The organism is Polyangiaceae bacterium, from assembly GCA_015075635.1.
GTDB lineage: Bacteria > Myxococcota_A > Polyangia > Polyangiales > Polyangiaceae > JADJKB01.
In genome coordinates this window covers 1,253,336-1,270,204 of sequence record JABTUA010000003.1, presented here as the reverse complement: position 1 = coordinate 1,270,204, position 16,869 = coordinate 1,253,336, and the positions used below count along the sequence as shown (strand labels likewise).

At 69.4% G+C, this 16,869-nt stretch carries 13 protein-coding genes and 1 pseudogene; 7 read left to right on the top strand and 7 right to left on the bottom strand.

Annotated elements, in window-relative coordinates:
- Positions 1-3 precede the first annotated feature (3 nt).
- Complete coding sequence (locus HS104_36255; GenBank protein MBE7485408.1) at positions 4-1,581, bottom strand: FAD-dependent oxidoreductase; 1,578 nt, start codon at positions 1,579-1,581, stop codon at positions 4-6.
- A gap of 82 nt (positions 1,582-1,663) precedes the next feature.
- Positions 1,664-3,649 carry a PilZ domain-containing protein gene (locus HS104_36250; GenBank protein MBE7485407.1) on the bottom strand — a complete coding sequence of 662 codons (1,986 nt, stop codon included), beginning with the start codon at positions 3,647-3,649 and terminating at the stop codon, positions 1,664-1,666.
- 125 nt (positions 3,650-3,774) lie between these two features.
- On the opposite strand from HS104_36250, the gene HS104_36245 reads away from it, so the two are divergent.
- Complete coding sequence (locus tag HS104_36245; GenBank protein ID MBE7485406.1) at positions 3,775-4,821, top strand: aldo/keto reductase; 1,047 nt, start codon at positions 3,775-3,777, stop codon at positions 4,819-4,821.
- 4 nt (positions 4,822-4,825) lie between these two features.
- Here the strand turns inward: HS104_36245 and HS104_36240 are convergent, their stop codons facing one another.
- Positions 4,826-6,187, bottom strand: a complete 1,362-nt coding sequence (locus tag HS104_36240; protein MBE7485405.1) for a hypothetical protein — start codon at positions 6,185-6,187, stop codon at positions 4,826-4,828.
- 93 nt (positions 6,188-6,280) lie between these two features.
- On the opposite strand from HS104_36240, the gene HS104_36235 reads away from it, so the two are divergent.
- On the top strand, positions 6,281-7,489 hold the full coding sequence (locus HS104_36235) for an acetyl-CoA C-acyltransferase (protein MBE7485404.1): 1,209 nt from the start codon (positions 6,281-6,283) through the stop codon (positions 7,487-7,489).
- Between the two features lie 10 nt (positions 7,490-7,499).
- Complete coding sequence (locus tag HS104_36230) at positions 7,500-8,351, top strand: hypothetical protein (protein ID MBE7485403.1); 852 nt, start codon at positions 7,500-7,502, stop codon at positions 8,349-8,351.
- Here the strand turns inward: HS104_36230 and HS104_36225 are convergent.
- Positions 8,323-8,637 (bottom strand): hypothetical protein, encoded by a 315-nt coding sequence (locus HS104_36225; protein ID MBE7485402.1) that lies wholly within the window; start codon positions 8,635-8,637, stop codon positions 8,323-8,325. The two genes, HS104_36230 and HS104_36225, sit on opposite strands and share 29 nt — an antisense overlap.
- Positions 8,638-8,761: 124 nt before the next feature.
- Here HS104_36225 and HS104_36220 point away from each other — a divergent pair, with 124 nt between their 5' ends.
- Both HS104_36220 and HS104_36215 read left to right on the top strand, forming a co-directional pair.
- A complete protein-coding gene (locus tag HS104_36220; protein MBE7485401.1) occupies positions 8,762-10,033 on the top strand; it encodes a hypothetical protein in 1,272 nt (423 codons plus the stop codon).
- Between the two features lies 1 nt (position 10,034).
- Complete coding sequence (locus HS104_36215; protein ID MBE7485400.1) at positions 10,035-10,880, top strand: SUMF1/EgtB/PvdO family nonheme iron enzyme; 846 nt, start codon at positions 10,035-10,037, stop codon at positions 10,878-10,880.
- Positions 10,881-11,015: 135 nt separating this feature from the next.
- On the opposite strand, the gene HS104_36210 is transcribed toward HS104_36215, so the two are convergent.
- On the bottom strand, positions 11,016-12,059 hold the full coding sequence (locus HS104_36210) for a metallophosphoesterase (protein MBE7485399.1): 1,044 nt from the start codon (positions 12,057-12,059) through the stop codon (positions 11,016-11,018).
- A 1,144-nt stretch (positions 12,060-13,203) separates the two neighbouring features.
- Entirely contained in the window at positions 13,204-13,671 is a 468-nt protein-coding gene (locus HS104_36205) for a hypothetical protein (protein ID MBE7485398.1), read from the bottom strand.
- 409 nt (positions 13,672-14,080) lie between these two features.
- On the opposite strand from HS104_36205, the gene HS104_36200 reads away from it, so the two are divergent.
- Complete coding sequence (locus tag HS104_36200) at positions 14,081-14,311, top strand: hypothetical protein (protein ID MBE7485397.1); 231 nt, start codon at positions 14,081-14,083, stop codon at positions 14,309-14,311.
- A gap of 584 nt (positions 14,312-14,895) precedes the next feature.
- Here HS104_36200 and HS104_36195 read toward each other — a convergent pair.
- Positions 14,896-15,045, bottom strand: a pseudogene (locus HS104_36195) (OmpA family protein).
- 857 nt (positions 15,046-15,902) lie between these two features.
- Here HS104_36195 and HS104_36190 point away from each other — a divergent pair.
- Positions 15,903-16,763, top strand: a complete 861-nt coding sequence (locus tag HS104_36190; GenBank protein ID MBE7485396.1) for a hypothetical protein — start codon at positions 15,903-15,905, stop codon at positions 16,761-16,763.
- The last annotated feature ends 106 nt before the right edge of the window (positions 16,764-16,869 follow it).

The window sequence follows — 16,869 nt, the reverse complement described above, 5'->3', positions numbered from 1 at the left end:
GAATCAGGCCACCGGCGCCGGCAGCCCCGCGTCCGCCCGGAGCAGCGTCGCCGCGACCCGGCCGGTGCGCACCGCGGCCTCCATGCTGGCCGTCGGCTGCGTGCCGTTCACCCAGTCGCCGGTGAGCGTGAGGTTCGCGTACGGCCGCGCGTCCTGACGCGGCCGGTACTTCCAGTGTCCGGGATCCATCAGCAGGTAGCGCATGTGCTGGGCCGTGTTGCGGCGGAACAGCCACTTGTTGCCGTTCGTCTGAGCGAGCACCTGGTCCACGTCGAGCTTGGTCCGATCGACGAACGGTAGTCCGGCCAGGTTCTCGAGGCACTCGCGCACGATGGCCTGGTCCGAGAGGCCGGCGTGCAGCCCCTCCTGCCCCTCGAGCTCGATCACCGAGCCCCAGGTGCCATTGGCCAGCTCACTCACGCGATTCGTGTAGTCGATCAGCGTCGCGCACGGTTGCGGCGTCCCCATCACCACCGTCGCGTAGTCCGAGGGCATCACCTTCTGCGGCAGCCAGAGCCTGAGCGAGAGCGACGCGACGCTGCGCAACGCCCAGAGCGCCCGGAGCTGGGGCACTCCCAGGACCGCCTGGTCGAAATCCGAAGTGGTCGAGAGCAGCGTGCGCAGGCTGTCCACCGGCAGCGCCGAGATCACCTGATCGAAGTCGGTGCCTCGCCGCCACACGCGCTCGCTGCCCGTGGACGCCGGCGCGGGATCGCCGACCGGATACGGGTTCTCCTCCAGGGAGTAGCTGCCGGCCATGGCGATGGGCAGCACGTGATCGACGGCGCCCGCCAGCGGCTGCACCGCCGCCATGGGCTTCGTCCCGATCTCGGTGACCTCTCGGCTGCTCGGGTCGAGCTCGATGCGCGTGGCCTTGGTGCAGAACTCGATCTTGCCGCCGAGGGAGACGAAGAGCCGCGCGATGGGCGCGACGATGACCTCGCTGAGCGGGCCGTTCAGGTAGTAGACGAGCGAGCTCTCCGGTCCCATCAGCCGCTGGAAGCCGTACATACCCACGTAGGCCGAGCCCTCCGCCGGGAAGTTGAAGGCCAGATCGAGCACGTACTTGAACCAGCTCTTCCGGGTCAGCTCGATGTCCAGGCCGGTCCCGACGCAGTGGGCCGTGAACGAGTGCTCGTCGAGCTCCGGCGCGACCGTGCCGAGCAACAGCTTGGCTCCCGTCTTCGCCATCCAGCGCGCGGCTGCAAGCTTCTCCGGGAAGCTCATCCCCTGGTAGCCGACGAACCCGCTGTTGAAGAACGCTCCCACGTCGAGGGGGCCGGCTGGGATGTCGAGGCGGTTCACCGCGCGCGCGCCGGCCTCGTACATCAGGTGGACGCCTTCGTTCGAGGTGAACCAGCGCGGGTCGGTCACCGGATGGCCCGCGCGGGCGAGCAGCGTCTGGAGCTCGCGGTAGTAGCCGAACACGCCGTGGAACCCGACCTCCATGTAGCGGTTGTCGGGCAGGCGCCAGCTGGCGGCCTTGCCCCCCAGGCGATGCTCCATGCAGAGCACGGTCACGTCGAACGCTGCGGCCCCGCCTTCCTGCAACAGGTGCACACCGGCCGAGAGCGCCGACAAACCACCACCCAGTATCAATACTCTGCGCTGCGCCACGGGCGGATGTTCCCGGTTCGACGCGCGCGGGTCAACCTCGGGCGAGTCACTCGGCGGCCAGGTCGATCAGCGTGACGGCGCGACACTTCACGTCCACGGTCCTTCCGGGCGAGACCCAGCGCGGCGGATCGCCGCGACCGAGCCGTACCCAGCGCAGCCCGCACTTCGACAGGTTGTGCTGGTTGGTGCGTCCGATGCGGAAACCCGTGGCGTACACGTCTTCGTCGCCGTCGGAGCGCACCGTCAAATAGCCCTGGTCCCAGTTCAGCCCGCTGACGTCGGGTGGCGCGGGCTCGGCGGCGCTCGGCGCGGGTGGCACCGCGGAGCTCGATGACGCGCTCCGCGCTTCGACGGGTGGCTGGGGCGCCGCCACGGAAGGCGGAGGCGCTTCGACACGCGGCACCGACGGCGCCGGAGCCACCCGAGCGACCGCCGGCCGAGGCGCACGCTCGGGTGCCGGCCCCGACAGCGCGAAGTAGACGCCGGCGGCCAGCGCCCCGGCGGTCAGGCCAATGGCCATCGGCCCGAGCACCGAGCGCAGGCCCGTCTGGCGCGGACGCACGGTGGGCAGCGACGCTGGCGCAGTGGAGCCCTCCCCACGCTGCGGCTCCGCTGCTTCGGGCTCGTCGTCGGTATCGTCGCTGAAGTCGGGCAGCGCTTCGGCGACGTCGTCACCGAAGTCGGGCAGCGGGGGCGCCGCCAGCGCGGACGCTTCGTCGACGACCGAGGCCTCCTCGTTCGCGTCGGGCGGAGCGCTCCCCGTGCCGTCCGTCAGGCGCTCCCACTCGTCGTCGATGGCCTCCGCGGTCGGCGGCACGCTGCGCCGCTCCCCGACCGCGGACAGGACCGGCACCCCCGACTCCGAAGGCACCTCGATCAGCATGTACTCGCCGCTGGTGCGGGCGTCGCTCAGACGCGCCGTGTGCAGCCTCCGCACCGAGAGGCGGGACGCTTGGGCGGACGCCGAAAAGGCCCGCACCTGTTCGCTCCACTGGGCGACGCCGTCGGAGAGCCCCCCCGAGATCTGCACGCCAAAGCCCGGCGGACCCGTCGCCGCGGCGGTGGGCACGTAGGGCCGGCGCCAGGTCACCCGCCCTTCGAGCCGGACGCGCTGGCGGCTCTTCGGCGGGCGCAGCTCGAGCCAAACGCGCTCGCCTTCGGGCGGCGCCAGCGTCCGCACGAAGATCCCGCGCGGGCTGACGTTGTAGCTGAAGCCCAGCTCGTCGGACTCGTCTCCCGCCGAGCGGAACAGCACCGTCGTCGCATACAGGTGGCGCTTCTCCGAGCGCGCGGGCTCTTCCTCGGCGCGGGTCAGCTCGTTGGCCGCGTAGAGCACCACCTCGGGCCAGCTGGTCGCTGCGACGACGGAGACGCGCTCGAGCCCGCCGAGCGCCTCGGCGTAGCGCGGCAGATCGCGCCGGCGTGCCGTCACGATCCACGGCGCGGCGTAGCCCCGCCGGCGCGCTTCGCGGATCAGCTCCCGCGGCGGCCCGATCTCGACGCTGCTCACCACCAGCCGCGGCTTGTGCTGCTGCACGTAATAGGCGAGCGACATCGCGTCGAGGGCGTTCTTGACCTGGTAGCCGGCGTTGCCCAGGACGCGCCCCACCACGTTGCAGCGGTCGCGGTCCGGCTCCGCCACCACGGCGACGCCGCGCTTGGGCGGCTGAGCGATGCGATCCGGCAGCCGGCGCAGGCGGGTGACGAAGCCGGGACCGAAGCGATCCGGGATCGCGTCGTCCACCCCCATGGCGTAGAGCTTCTCGATGAACGGATCCGAGAGGTCCGAGACCAGCGCGATGAGCGGCGTGCTGGCGAGCTCCGGCTTCGAGCGCACGGTCTGACAGAAGCGCTCGGCGCCGACCAGGTCGGCCTTGAACACCAGGACCCGGGGCCTCCGGCTGTCCAGCCAACCGATGGCGGACTCGACCTTGGAGCAGGTCACCAGCTCCAGCTTGCTGGTCGCCGCGATGGCGGCGAGGACTCGCTCCTCGTCAGCCGAGAGCTGCGCCAGGACCAGCAGCGTGTCCATTGCCCCGAACAGGATGGCGGAAGGTCCGGCGCCCGCGCAACCGCCGCGTGATTCGGCCTGTTTCCACGGTTGACGCGGGCCGTCGCCGCCCCCACGAAGGGGGCTCACGGAGGAGGACCACCATGCTGCGTTATCGCCTGCTCGGAAAGTCGGGGCTCAAGGTCTCCGAGATCTGCCTGGGCACCATGAGCTTCGGAGACGCATGGGGCTTCGGCGCGGACGAGGCGACCAGTCACCGCGTGCTCGACGCCTACGCCGAGGTCGGCGGCAACTTCCTGGACACGGCCAACAAGTACCACGGCGGTCAGACCGAGGAGATCGTCGGGCGCTGGCTGGCCGGCAAGCGCAACCGCATGGTGGTCGCCACGAAGTACACGCTCTCGATGGACCCGGCGGATCCCAACGCCGCAGGCAATCATCGGAAGAACCTCGTGCACTCGGTGGAGGCCAGCCTGCGGCGCCTCGGCACCGACTTCGTCGATCTGCTCTGGGTCCACGCCTGGGACGACTACACGCCCTACCAGGAGACCATGCGCGCCCTCGACGATCTGGTGCGCTCCGGCAAGGTGCTCTACGTGGGGGTGAGCGACGCGCCCGCCTGGGTGGTCTCCGCGTCCAACGTGCTGGCGGAGCTGCGCGGGCTCACCGCCTTCGTCGGCTTGCAGATCGAGTACAGCCTGCTCCAGCGCGCGCCGGAGCGCGACCTGTTGCCGATGGCCGAGGCCTTCGACCTGAGCGTCCTGGCCTGGGGACCGCTCGGTGCGGGGGTCCTGACCGGCAAGTACACGCGCTCCGGCGTGGAGAACGACTCGCTCCGCAGGCAAGGCAACGAGCAGCGCGGACGTCTCGGCGACCGGCCGCTCGCCATCGCGCGGGCCGTAGACGAGGTGGCGGACCGGCTGGGCACGACCTCCACGCAGGTGGCGCTGGCCTGGGTGCGCGCCCAGGGTTATCGCTTCCTGCCCATCGTCGGGGCGCGCAAGGTCGAGCAGCTCGTCGACTCGCTCGGCGCGAGCGAGGTCTCGCTGAGCGGCGAGGAGCTCGCTCGGCTGGACGAGGTGAGCCGCATCGAGCTGGGCTTCCCTCACGACTTCCTGGCCACGAGCTACGTCCGAGATCTGGTGCGTGGCGAGACGCGCACGCGGCTCGACGGCCGCGCCGCGAAGGGCTGAAGCCTCAGCGCAGGCGCACGTCCGCCGAGGCCATCCCCGAGAGCGCGCCGTCCAGGCTCTTCGCGACCACGCGCGCGATCAGCGGCTCGTTCTTGGGGAGGGTCGGGTCGTCGAGGATCATCACGGGGATGTCGAGCCCGTCCTGATCGACCAGGGGCGTGCCGTCCTCGCGCTCCAGGAAGAAGCGGAAGGTCAGCGGCACCTGCTCGTCCGGGTTCTCCACCCGCCACTCGAGCACCGTGAGGTCGGGATCGTTGCGCGCCAGGCGGATGTGGAACTCGGGATCCTCGTAGCGCTTCACCAGCTCCGCGAACGCGGTGCCAGTCGCCGGCTGGCCGGCGAAGGTCCCCGTGACGCGACACGTCCCCTCCCAGAACTCGCCCAGCCAGTTCGCCCAACCCTCGAACAGCCGACTCATGGCGCCGAGCAGGTTTGGCGGCGGAGCGTCCACCAGCGGCGTGAGCTGATCGTGGTAACGCGGGGCGATCTCGAGGGACGCGCCCCACTCCGGCGCGTCGAAGGTCCAGCCCGCCGAGTACACGGCGTGCTGCTCCGGAGAGCGCCAGAACTTCGTGCGCTTCCAGCGCTCGGCGCCGACCAGCTTGTCGAAGGTGCCGTTGGCGCGAATCAATCCGGCGCCACCGTAGGCGGGCAAGCTCGGCGTCGAGCCGTTCGACTCCCAGACCGTGGTGAGCAACAGCTCGTCGCCGGAGTCGAGCTGGATGCTCATCCACTCGTACTGCTCCAGGTTCCGGTTGCGGATGGGCGTGACGTAGAACGGTCCCCACTGGTGGTCGTACCAGCCGACGCCCTTGACCGCGACGGTCTCGCGGCCGCCGCCGGGCTTGTCGAGCTCGAGCGTGCCTTGGACGTCGAGGCGAGTGAGCGAGTAGTAGTAGAACGCGCCGCGCCGGCCGAACGGCAGGTACCCCTTGCCGCCCGCCTCGTAAGGCCGCTTCCGGTTCACGATTCCTAGCTTCACCGAGAAGTGACCGGCGTCGTCCACCGCGTCGAGATCCGACGAAAACGGCACGAAGGCGCCGCTCGCGTCGCGCCGCGTGGCCCAGGCGTCGGTCCCTCCGCCGTGCTTGAACGAGAGGTCCAACACGTCCGGCGAGGCACGCAGGATGCCCCAGGCGGTTCCGGTCCAGTCCGCGACGAAGCGGTCCGTCGCGTCGAACGCGCGCACCACCATGAAGCGCAGCCCCTGGGTGAAATAAGCGACGAACACGCTGAAGCGCCGGCCCGCACCCCCCTGCTCCTCGACGTGAGCGTTCAGGTACACCCATTCCATCTCGGAGAGCGCGGGGTTCGCGACGCGGCCCGGGAGCAGCCGGTGCCAGCCTTCGTCGCGCGGAAAGGTCACGGCGGAGCCAGGCCGATGGTACGGCCACACGTCCCAGGGCGGCGGGGTCGGCATGGCGGCGACTGTACCGGGAAAATGCCCTAGAGTCCCGCCATGGCTACCCCCGCGGTGTTCGTGGTCGACGCGGTCCGCAGTCCCATCGGCCGGTTCAAGGGCGCGCTCGCGTCCGTTCGCTCCGACGATCTGGCCGCGCACGTCGTGGCCGCGCTGGTGAAGCGCCAGCCGGCGCTGTGCGAGCGCCTCGATCAGGTGGTGTTCGGCGCGACCAACCAGGCCGGAGAGGACAACCGCAACGTGGCGCGCATGGCGGCGCTGCTGGCGAACCTGCCCTACGACGTCCCGGCGGTGACTGTGAACCGCCTGTGCGGCTCGGGCCTCGAGGCCATCAACGACGCCGCGCGCATGATCGCGCTGGGCGAGGTCGAGGTCGCCATCGGCGGCGGCGTGGAGAGCATGACCCGCGCGCCTTACTCCATGCCCAAACCCGAGGAGGCGTTCCCGCGCACGCCGCCGGCGCTCTACGACACCACGCTCGGCTGGCGCTACCCGAACCCGCGCATGAAGCAGCGCTTCGAGCTCATCGGCATGGGCGAGACCGCGGAGAACGTCGCCAAGAAGTACGGCATCACCCGAGAGGAGCAGGATCAGTTCGCCCTCGCCTCGCACCAGAAGGCCGCGGCCGCATGGGAGGCGAACGCATTCGCCGGCGAGCTCGCGCCGCTGGAGATCCCGCAGAAGAAGGGCGCGTCCGTGGTGTTCGAGCGAGACGAGTGCGTGCGCCCCGACAGCTCGCTCGCGGCGCTCGCCAAGCTGCCGGCGGCGTTCCGCGAGGGCGGCTCGGTCACGGCCGGCAACTCGTCTCCGCTCAACGACGGCTCGGCGGCGGTGCTGCTCGCGTCCGAGGCCGTGGTGAAGGAGCTGGGCCTCACGCCGCTGGCGCGCTGGGCGGGCTCGGCGACGGCCGGCGTGGATCCGAGCTACATGGGCGAAGGCCCGATCCCGGCGACCAAGAAGCTGCTCTCTCGGGTCGGCCTGCGCGTCCCCAACCTGGACGTCGTCGAGCTGAACGAGGCCTTCGCGGCCCAGAGCCTGGCCTGCCTCCGGGGGCTCGATCTCGACCCCGCACGCGTCAACGTCCGGGGCGGAGCCATCGCGCTCGGCCATCCCATCGGCGCCTCCGGGGCGCGCATCGTGGCCACGCTGCTCGGCGTCATGAAGGCGGACGAGAAGGCCAAGCTCGGGCTCGCCTCCCTGTGCATCGGCGTGGGACAGGGCATCGCCACGCTGTTCGAACGGGTGTAATGATCTCGGGATGAGCAGCGACCGCGACTTCTTCGAGGCGACGGTCGAGCCGCAGCCCGACGACTCGGCGGACGTGCGCTGGGCGCTCGAGACCGCCGTGGCGATGTGGATCCGGGGCAGTCGCGAGCAGACGCTGAAGTGGCTGCACACCGCGATGCAGACCGCGACCAACGAGGGCCGGCACGATCGCGCCTACGCCCTCGGGCGAGTGCTCTCGGAGCTCGAGCACCGCCCGCTGCCGCCCCGCCGCGCGAGCCGCCCTCCGGTGGCGGTGCCCAGCCCCGCGTCGACGACGCAGCCGCTCGCGCCGGAGAAGATCCAGCTCGCCGCAGCCGCCTCGCGGCCAAACAAGAACATGCTCCAGACCGCGCCGTATCGCATCCCGCCGGACGAGCTGACCTCGCACGTTGCGCCGGACTCGGCGCTGCTCGAAGCCTGTCAGACCGATCCCCCGGAGCTCGCGGCGGAGCGCGCCGCCGCGGACTCCATCACCGACGTCCCCACTCCGGAGGTCCTCAAGGTGCCCGCCGACCGCCCGCGCCCGCCCAGCGTGATGAGCGACGGGCTCGACCGGACGCTGACCAACGTCCGCCCCGCGCCTCCGCCGAGCCGGGAGGCGCCGGAGCACACCGTGGTGATGACCGCGGAGGAGCTGATGGCGCCCTCGATCCCCAGCGGGCAAGGCCCGCCGACCACGGTCGGGAGCCCGCAGACCGCGCTCGAGCCGATGCGCGCGCTGCGCGTGGCCATCGTGTCGGGCCAGGGCCGTCAGATCATGCTGCGCATGCTCGCCGACGGGGAGCCCGCGCCCGACGGCGTGCAAGAAGCCTTGCTCATCGCCTTGGCGCGCCCGACGCGCTGACCGCCGGCGCGGCCGACCCGCTCGGAGTCGGGGCGGTGGCCGGCCCGGCGCCGTCACCCAGCGCGCGCACGCTCTGCCCGCGGATCTCCAGCACCGCGGCCCGCCCGCCGTAGTGCCGGGCCATACCGACGTCGATGCGCCACACCTTGTCGCCGCACGCGCTGCTGACGCCGTTTTTCTGCACCGTGTGGCCGACCACCATGCGCCGGACGCCGAGGTCCCCGAGCACCGTCTCGAGCGCGCTACACGCCCGCGAAGACGGCTCGCCGTCGGAGTACTCCTGCACCCAAATCGCCGTTCCATCTTCGGCCCGGTTGATGGTCCTCTCAGCCTCGCGTAGCCTCGGGGCAGGGAGGAGTTCTTCATGCAAGCACGAACATTGCAGGGGGGGGGTTGCACTTGCGTTTGTGATGGTCGCGTGCGGTTGCCAGCCTTCGGAGACCGTCGCGGCTGACAACCAGACCGACGAGAACCCGAGCTGCAACTGCATCGAGGTGCAGCATGACAACCCGGTCCTGACGGAGGACGTCTTGCTGGTCGAACAACCCTTCGCCGAATCCGCGAAGCGCGTCGACAGCGCGAAGTGGGCGTATACTTCCTTCGACACTGAGGTGAACGTAACTGGCGCTCCGTTGCTCTACGTCATCGCCGCCGGGAACGATGCTCTCAGCCCGTCGAGCTCCACGGGGCAACAGCTCCTGCACACCTGGCCGACCTCGGACGGGCAATGGACTCCGGGCCCGGATCCGGTGCAGATGCCCTGGGAGCTGCACGGCGCCAGGTTCGGTTACTTCACCTCTACGGTCAGGGTCTCGAAGGTGCGCGCCAACTCGAGCACCGTCCTGGCGTCGAACGTCACCAGGTTCCGCGTCGCGTCCAACGTTTTGATCGTGCCCATCCAGGCCATCCTGATCCTGCCGGAGTACCCGAAGCCGGAGTACGAGGCGATCATGCGCGCGACGTTCGGTGCCGAAGAGCAGGGCGTCTTGTGGGACGATCGATGGCGGGCCGAGCGCCAGCGGTTCACACGCCCCGGCGGAATACTCAACCAGATCCAGGCGCAGTGGACCCACAGGAGCACATTGCAAACGGGGCAAACCGCGCGCAGGGCCGGCAGCACCTTCCTCCTGCCCGACGACATCTTCGACGTCTGCGGCATCCAGTTCCGGCTCGTGTCCTTCCACGAGCTCCGCGTGAGCAAGGAGCTCTTCGAGCTCTATCGACCCGACGGCCGAGCCGAAGTGCCGATTTGCGACAAGTTCCCGGGCATCCAGAACCGCATGTTTCAGCTCGACAAGAAGGCCGTGGACCTGCCTGGCGTCCGGAGCGACCTGCCGCGCGTGATCTTCAACTGGACGGTCCAGCCGGCGGTGTGCAACGACATCGAACCGCTGGTCGATGTCGCGTGCGATCCGGAGGACTCGGGCTGTAGCGAGGCCGGCTTCGTCGTCGTCGGCCTCGAGAACCTGAAGACCCGGAAGCACCTGGTGCTCGCCCATGAGCTCGGGCACATCCTCTCGCTCGGCCACCGCTCGGACGCATCGTGTGCCGCCGACGACTTCCTGATGTGCGGGAAGGTCGGCTCGCTGAGCCCGGAGCTCCAGGACAAGGCGTCCGAGTGCGCCGAGGCGAGGGAGTGGGCGCTCCAGTATCGCGACGCCTACCTGGATGGAGGAGGCTGAGATGCGCCGTCTCTTGTTGGTCGTCCTGGGGCTCTCCACGAGCGTGGCCTGCTCGGGTCGGACCGAGACGATCATCGTCGTGGCAGGCGGATCCGGCGGCGCGGCCGGCGCGGCGGGCAGCGGCGGCGGCGGCACGGGGGGCGGCGCCGGGGACGCGGGGCTGCCGGTCTTCTGTCCCTCGGGGCCAGGTCCGGAGATGGTGGCCATCGAGACCCCCACGGGCTGGTACTGCATCGACTCCACCGAGGTCACGGAGCACAACTACGCCGACTTCCTCGACACGTCGCCGCCGCCGCAGACCGGGACGTGCTCGTGGAACACGACTTACGAGGAGCTCACCTCGACCCCGCGCTCGCTGTACCCGCGCCGGTGGGTCGATTGGTGCGACGCCCGCGCCTACTGCGAGTGGGCGGGCAAGCGGCTGTGCGGCGCCATCGGGGGCGGGACTGCCCCCTATGACAAGTTCGCGAGCGCTGCTTCGAGCGAGTGGTACTTCGCGTGCAGCAGAGGCGGCCAGCAGTCCTACCCTTACGGGAAGACCTTCCAGGAGTGGCCTTGCATGACCGCCGAGTACCCCATGCCCACCAAGAAGGTCTGGATGGCGGGGTGGGGCGGCTGCGAGGGCGGCTACGCCGGTCTGCACGACATGAGCGGCAACGTCCGGGAGTGGGAAGACTCCTGCAAGACGGATGCAGAAGGCCCGGGTGTGAGCTGCCGGCTCCGTGGGGGCGGCGTCGGCTCCTCGCAGGAGTTCACGCGCTGCCAAAGCGACGACCACATGGGCAGGTCCAACACCGACGACGACGTGGGATTCCGTTGCTGTGCAGACGCGACCGCGCTGGAGTGAACGCCACGCGAGGGGGGGCGCCCCGGAAGAGACCAGCACGTCCGTCAATTCGTGTCGCCGACGCATCGGCGTGGGACAGGGCCTCGCCAGGCCGCGTGCAGCGCAAAGCGCTCGTCGCAAGGAAGTCAGCCTTGCTCATCGCCCTCGGGCGCCCGACGCGCTGACCGCCGGCGCGGCCGACCCGCTCGGAGTCGGGGCGGTGGCCGGCCCGGCGCCGTCACCCAGCGCGCGCACGCTCTGCCCGCGGATCTCCAGCACCGCGGCCCGCCCGCCGTAGTGCCTGGCCATACCGACGTCGATGCGCCACACCTTGTCGCCGCACGCGCTGCTGACGCCGTTCTTCTGCACCGTGTGGCCGACCACCATGCGCCGGACGCCGAGGTCCCCGAGCACCGTCTCGAGCGCGCTACACGCCCGCGAAGACGGCTCGCCGTCGGAGTACTCCCGGGTCCAGATCGGGGCCGTGTCACCCACCAGGATCTCCGGCGGTCGCTGGGTCTCACCCGACATCCAGCGTCGCGTCTCGTCGTTGAGCTTGCCGATGCCGTAACGGACGTGCCCGGGCAGGACGCCGCCGTGAGCGAACACCGTGTCGCCGACCACGACTACCACCGGGCGCTCCGCCAGCTTCTTCGCGACCTCTCCGCCCGGCAGGAACGCCGCGGCGCGTCCGCGCTGCTCCTCCGGCAGGAGCACCGCTTGCTTGCCGCGCTGTCCCACCAGGGGCGCGTCCTTGTAGTCGCGGAAACCGTCGGCGGTGACGTAGCGGAAGTCCCCGGCGACGTTCATCACCTCGTGGTTGCCGTTCAAGACGTGAAGCGCGCCGCCTGCCTTGCGCGCGCGCTCCTGCACCCTGGCGAGCAGATCCAGGATGTCCGGCTCGTCGTCGCCGCGATCGAGCAGATCGCCGGTTTGCACCACCACCAGCTTGCCCCCGACCCACTCGTCCTTCTCGTCGATGGCGCCAGCCAGGACCAGCGCTTTCTTCGTCGCCGCGAGATCGCCGTGCAGATCCCCGATCGCCACCACCCGCTCCGCCGCCGGGTGGCGAAACGAGCTGTCGTCACGTTGCGTCGCGGGGCTCGCGGGGGACGCCGGGCTGCTCTTGGGCTCCCGGGGCGGATCGGAGTTGCAGGCCGAGATGGCCAGCGCGAACGCGAGCAGGGAGGCGCGAAACATCGTCCGCGCAGCCTAGCTCAACGCTCCCGCCGGAGCAGCAGGACCTCCACCACCGGCCGAGCGCCCGAAATGTCGGCGACCCGGCGACGGACCGCGCGCCGGACCTCGTCCTCCAGTTGTACGTTGCGCCAGCCGCGCACGCATGACCACGCCACGCGCCACGACGCGGTCGAGTGCCGGCGCTCAGGCACCGAGTAACTACTGCTCTCCGCAGTAAGCAGCACACGCGGAGGCGCACTTGCTGCACGCACAGGCGAGCAACGCCTGGACGGCCGGGTTGGTCGGACACCCAGAACCGCTGACATCGACGAACACGCAACTCTGGCACGTCGAGTCGCTGGAGCAGGCACTGACCTCGGCCGAACAGCTGGAGAGGCCACAGCTCTGGCAGGCCGAGCTGACCGGTCCGGGAGGAAGGCCACCCCCGCCGCCGCCGGAGCCGCCACTGCTCCCGGCGCACGTCGTCGGACCATTCACACCATCGTATTGATCGCAGATGCCACGGCCGGAGTGGGATCCGACCTCGTCGCACTCTCCGGGTTGACCCGGGACCAACCCCGGACACGCAAATCCAGAAGGGCACTGAGCGTCGCTGTCGCAGAGGGGCGTGCAGTACCCCGGCGAAAGCTGTCCGCCCTCGGTGTCGCAGCCTTGGCCGGTGGGGCACTGCGAGTCCGAGTTGCACGAGGATAGGCTGCCGTTTCCGCCCGAGCCGCCGCCGCCAGAACCCTTGCACGTCGTTGGTCCGTGAGCGCCGTCGAATTGGTCGCAGATCCCGCGACCGGAGTGAGAGCCGACCTCGTCGCACTCGCCCGGCTGATTCTTGGTCCCGCTGGGGCAATCGAAACCCGTCGGGCACTGGCTGTCGGTGTCACAGAGCGGCGTGCAGTACCCGAGCGACAGGCTGCCGCCTTCGGTGTCACACCCCTCACCTGACGGGCACTGCGAGTCCTGAGTACAGCTTTGGTAGTTTCCGATTCCGCCCGAATCGTCGCCCGAGCTCGATGAAACACAGCCGATGAACAACACCGAAATTGCGAAAAGCTTCCTCACCGCTCGATTGACCCTCCCACCGGCCCGCACTCCGTAGCCAGCAGGTGTCCAGCCTAGTTGGTAGTCGGGGTCAAATCTAGGCCCTCGCTGCTCAGAATGAGCCCATGCTCGCGACTACTTGGAAGCCGGTGAACGTGCCGCTCTCTCCGCTGTCTGCTTCGGTCGCCATCACATAGAAACGTCCGCCTATCGTGAAACGAAGCGGCCCCGCGGCTTGATAGCCGATCCCCGGAAATAGCCCCGGCCCCCACCCGCCGAAAGCGTCTTCGGTGCCAGACCCTCCGTAACCGAAGATGCCGTCGACGAGCAGCCCACCGTTCCCACCCCACGCGAGATAGGCGCCCACCACACCACCCTTCCCAGTGTCGGTGTTCGCGCTCTGGCCGTTTCTGGTGCCTTCGGGGTCCGGCATGCTGAAGAACTGAAGGCCGGCACCCACTCGAAACTTGGGTGACGTCTGGAGCCCACCAGCGGCTTCGACTCCATACGCCATTCCCGAGCCTTCGATCGAGTCACCGTTGTCCCACTCGCCAGAGTAAGAGTATCGGCCGATCAGCACGCCCGCCTGTAGGAAACCGGGGTGTTGCGCAGGAGCGGCCTGTACGACCGGTGGCGCCGGCTCGGACGGAGACGTGGGTGGAGCCGCGGCGGCAGGCGCTGGGGCCGGTGGAGGCGCGGGAGCCGACGCCGCGGCCTGACAGGTTCCCGATGCGTTGCACTCTTCACCGGCAGCACAAGGCGGGTTGCACGCGGACACGCACTGCGCTTCAGGTGTGCACACTTCGCCCGCCGGGCAAGGGGGGTTGCACGCCGACACGCACTTCCCTTGGGGCGAGCAAAGCTCGTGGGCGGCACACGCAGGATCGCATGCCGGCGCGGCGGCGATGCACTTCCCTGCCGAGCATGTGTAACCCGTGCGGCACTTCGGGACGCACTCCTGCGCACGCGCGAGAGTGCTCGACAAGGCCATGCCGAAGGTGATCGCCAGTGTCGTCAGCTTCATTGCTCACTCCCTCGCCGCGGTGCCGGTGGAAGCCCGTCCCAAGAAGTCGAACAGAACCCGTGCACCGAGAAAGACGTACTGGTGGGTGCCTCGCGCATCCGATTCGATTTCCCCGGACTCGCTCACCGGCTGGAGGGCGCAGTTGCCCGATCCGCCGCAGGCGAGCTGGTCGCCATCGATCGAGTACTCGGTGTAGGTGCCGACGCTGAACACGAGGTATGGCCCGATCCACGCGTGATTCGAGGCCTTGAAGTCGATTCCACCTTGAGCTCGCAAGAGCTCGAACCCGCTTAGCACCTCGACGCGAGCGGCCTCGGCCCCTCCAGCCGAGTCGATGCGTGCTTGTCGTAACCAGCGATACCCGAGGCCCGCCCCGAACCAAGGACGACTCCTGCCTCGACTAGGAACGAAATAGGAGAGCTGTGGGCCCACGCCGAACAAGGTTGTGATGCACTGCGAGTCGACACCGGGACCTGCGACGCAACCGGTGTCTCCTGCCCCGTAGAACGACGCCTCAGCCCAAAGCCCCAACACCAGAGCGCGCGAGAGTCCAAAGCCCGCGTCGAGGGAGAGGCCTAACCCCGGGGATGCGATCAAGTCCGACTGGGGCACGGGGTCCATGGCGTCCCCCAGCGCGAGTCCGAGGCCTAGACCCGGCGCAATCAACAGATGACCATGGACCCCTTCCCCTTCCCGCTGCGACTCCACCGTGGGCTGGGGATGTCCCGCTGGTTTGGGTTGATCGGCCGGCTCGGGAGCAGCCGGTGCAGGCTCCTTGACCGCCGGTGCAGGCTCCTTGACCGCCGGTGCAGGCTCCTTGACCGCCGGTGCAGGCTCCTTGACCGCCGGTGCAGGTCGCGGCGCTGGCGCGGGGGTGGGTGCCGGCGCGGGGCTCGGCGCCGGCGCCGGCACCGGCGCGGCGGCTCCGCCCCTTGGGACACACTCCCCGCCTTCCGTGCACGTCTCGCTCGCGGCGCACGGCGGGTTGCACGCGCTCACACAAGCGCCGCCAACGCAGGTGAACCCAGCACGACACGCTGGGAAGCAGGTCTTGTCTCCGCTTGCAGGTGCGGCCGTGGGACCCTCCGCGGCAGACGCGGCAGGCGGAGTGGGAGGCGAGGCAGGGGCTGGGGCCGGGGCTGGGCCGACCACGGGGACCCCGGCGCCGGCCGTCGCTGCATCGCTCCGGGGCATCGCGCACTTGGCGCTGGGCGCGCTCGTGGGCTTCGTTACTTCGCCCGACTTCGTGTTGGCGACACCTACGTAGACGATGCGAGTGCCTGCTTGGTTCAGGTCGCGCGGAATCACGAATTCCCAGCCGGAGCTCATCACCCACGTGAAGAAGTGATCACCATCTGCACTCGCCCAAGTGTTGGTGATGACCGTACCCTCGCCGCGCGCGTCCATCTCCGCGAGGGCGAGGGCCCCGGAAGGCTCCTTCAGCAACCAGTACTCGGCGTCCGGTGCCTGCATCGGCGAGCCATCGGTGCCGACGCAACTCTCGACCTTGTACTTCGCGATGACGCGGCCCTTCTCGCTCCCGTCGGCGAAGCGTCCTCCATTGAGGAACATCGAAGCGCAGCCAGTCTGCACGGCAAAGCACGTCCATGCGCAGAACCGAAGTACCCGCGATTGCCGCGTTCCCTCCATGTCACCTCTGTGCGGTGACCTCTGAGTAATCGAATCGGTGAATTCTAGCCAGCCTCTGTTTGAGGTTGACGCTTCGCTGGGGTCCAACGAGGATACTCGCAGGGAGCTTGGGAATGGCGGCAAGGGGTTGGCGCCCAATGGCTCATGGCGTTCTTTCGGTTGCGCCTCTCTTCGTAGTTGCCACCACGGGCTGCTTTTCGTCGAGCGGTCCCGAGGCGTCCGGCGGCGCGGCGGGCGCGGGAACCGGCGGTGGCGGCTCCGACGGCGGCGGATTCGGCGGCGGCGGCTGGTCTGGTGGAGGCGGCAGCAGCGGATTCGGCGGCGGCAGCAGCGAATTCGGCGGCGGCAGCGGCGGATTCGGTGGCAGCGGCGGATTCGGTGGAGTCGGCGGGTCTGGTGGAGGCGGCTCCGGTGGCACCGCGAGCGGAGGAAGCTCGGGCAGCGGCGGAGGGGGTGGCAGCTCGGGCTGCACTGCCAGTTATTGCATCGACTCATCCACGCTCGCGTACTGTTCCGGCGGCACGTACACGACGAGCGTGTGCAAGACCGCGTGCGTGAATGCCGGGTACGACACGACTACAGGCTGTGGGACGGGTAGCTCGGGTTCCAAGACGTGTCTGTGCAAGAAGTGCAGCGATCCCTGCGGCTGCAACCCCTACCCTGACGGATACGCCTGCGGGGAGAACCTGTCCGCGACAGCCGACTCGAAGAAGCTGTACTTGTGCTCCGGCAACACGACGGCAGGAAGCGTGACGTGTCCCTACGGATGTCACGCCGGCGCCGTTGGGCAGCCCGACTACTGCGAGAACAGCGCGAGCAACCCCTGCATGAACAATCCCTACAACGGCGTCGCTTGTGGCTCGAACCTGGCGGTTCCGCTCAGCGGCAACGCATTGAACACGCTCTACACCTGCAACAACCAGCAGACGACCGGACAGGTCATTTGCGCCTACGGTTGCTACGCCGCACCAGCAGGGCAAGAGGACCACTGCAACTGAAGAGGGGCGCCTCTCGATCGGCGTCGCGCGCGCAGCGGAACCCTACGTTGGGCGTGGCTCGTGCTCGACTCTCACTGGCGATGATCGGCCGCTTGCGCCAACTCAT

Excerpts from the sequence above, each read along its gene's own strand:
- HS104_36250 (MBE7485407.1), bottom strand. The coding sequence starts at position 3,649 with ATGGACACGCTGCTGGTCCTGGCGCAGCTCTCGGCTGACGAGGAGCGA.
- HS104_36190 (MBE7485396.1), top strand. The coding sequence starts at position 15,903 with ATGGCTCATGGCGTTCTTTCGGTTGCGCCTCTCTTCGTAGTTGCCACC.
- HS104_36235 (MBE7485404.1), top strand. The coding sequence starts at position 6,281 with ATGGCTACCCCCGCGGTGTTCGTGGTCGACGCGGTCCGCAGTCCCATC.
- HS104_36200 (MBE7485397.1), top strand. The coding sequence starts at position 14,081 with ATGCCGAAGGTGATCGCCAGTGTCGTCAGCTTCATTGCTCACTCCCTC.
- HS104_36220 (MBE7485401.1), top strand. The coding sequence starts at position 8,762 with ATGGTCGCGTGCGGTTGCCAGCCTTCGGAGACCGTCGCGGCTGACAAC.
- HS104_36210 (MBE7485399.1), bottom strand. The coding sequence starts at position 12,059 with ATGTTTCGCGCCTCCCTGCTCGCGTTCGCGCTGGCCATCTCGGCCTGC.
- HS104_36215 (MBE7485400.1), top strand. The coding sequence starts at position 10,035 with ATGCGCCGTCTCTTGTTGGTCGTCCTGGGGCTCTCCACGAGCGTGGCC.
- HS104_36230 (MBE7485403.1), top strand. The coding sequence starts at position 7,500 with ATGAGCAGCGACCGCGACTTCTTCGAGGCGACGGTCGAGCCGCAGCCC.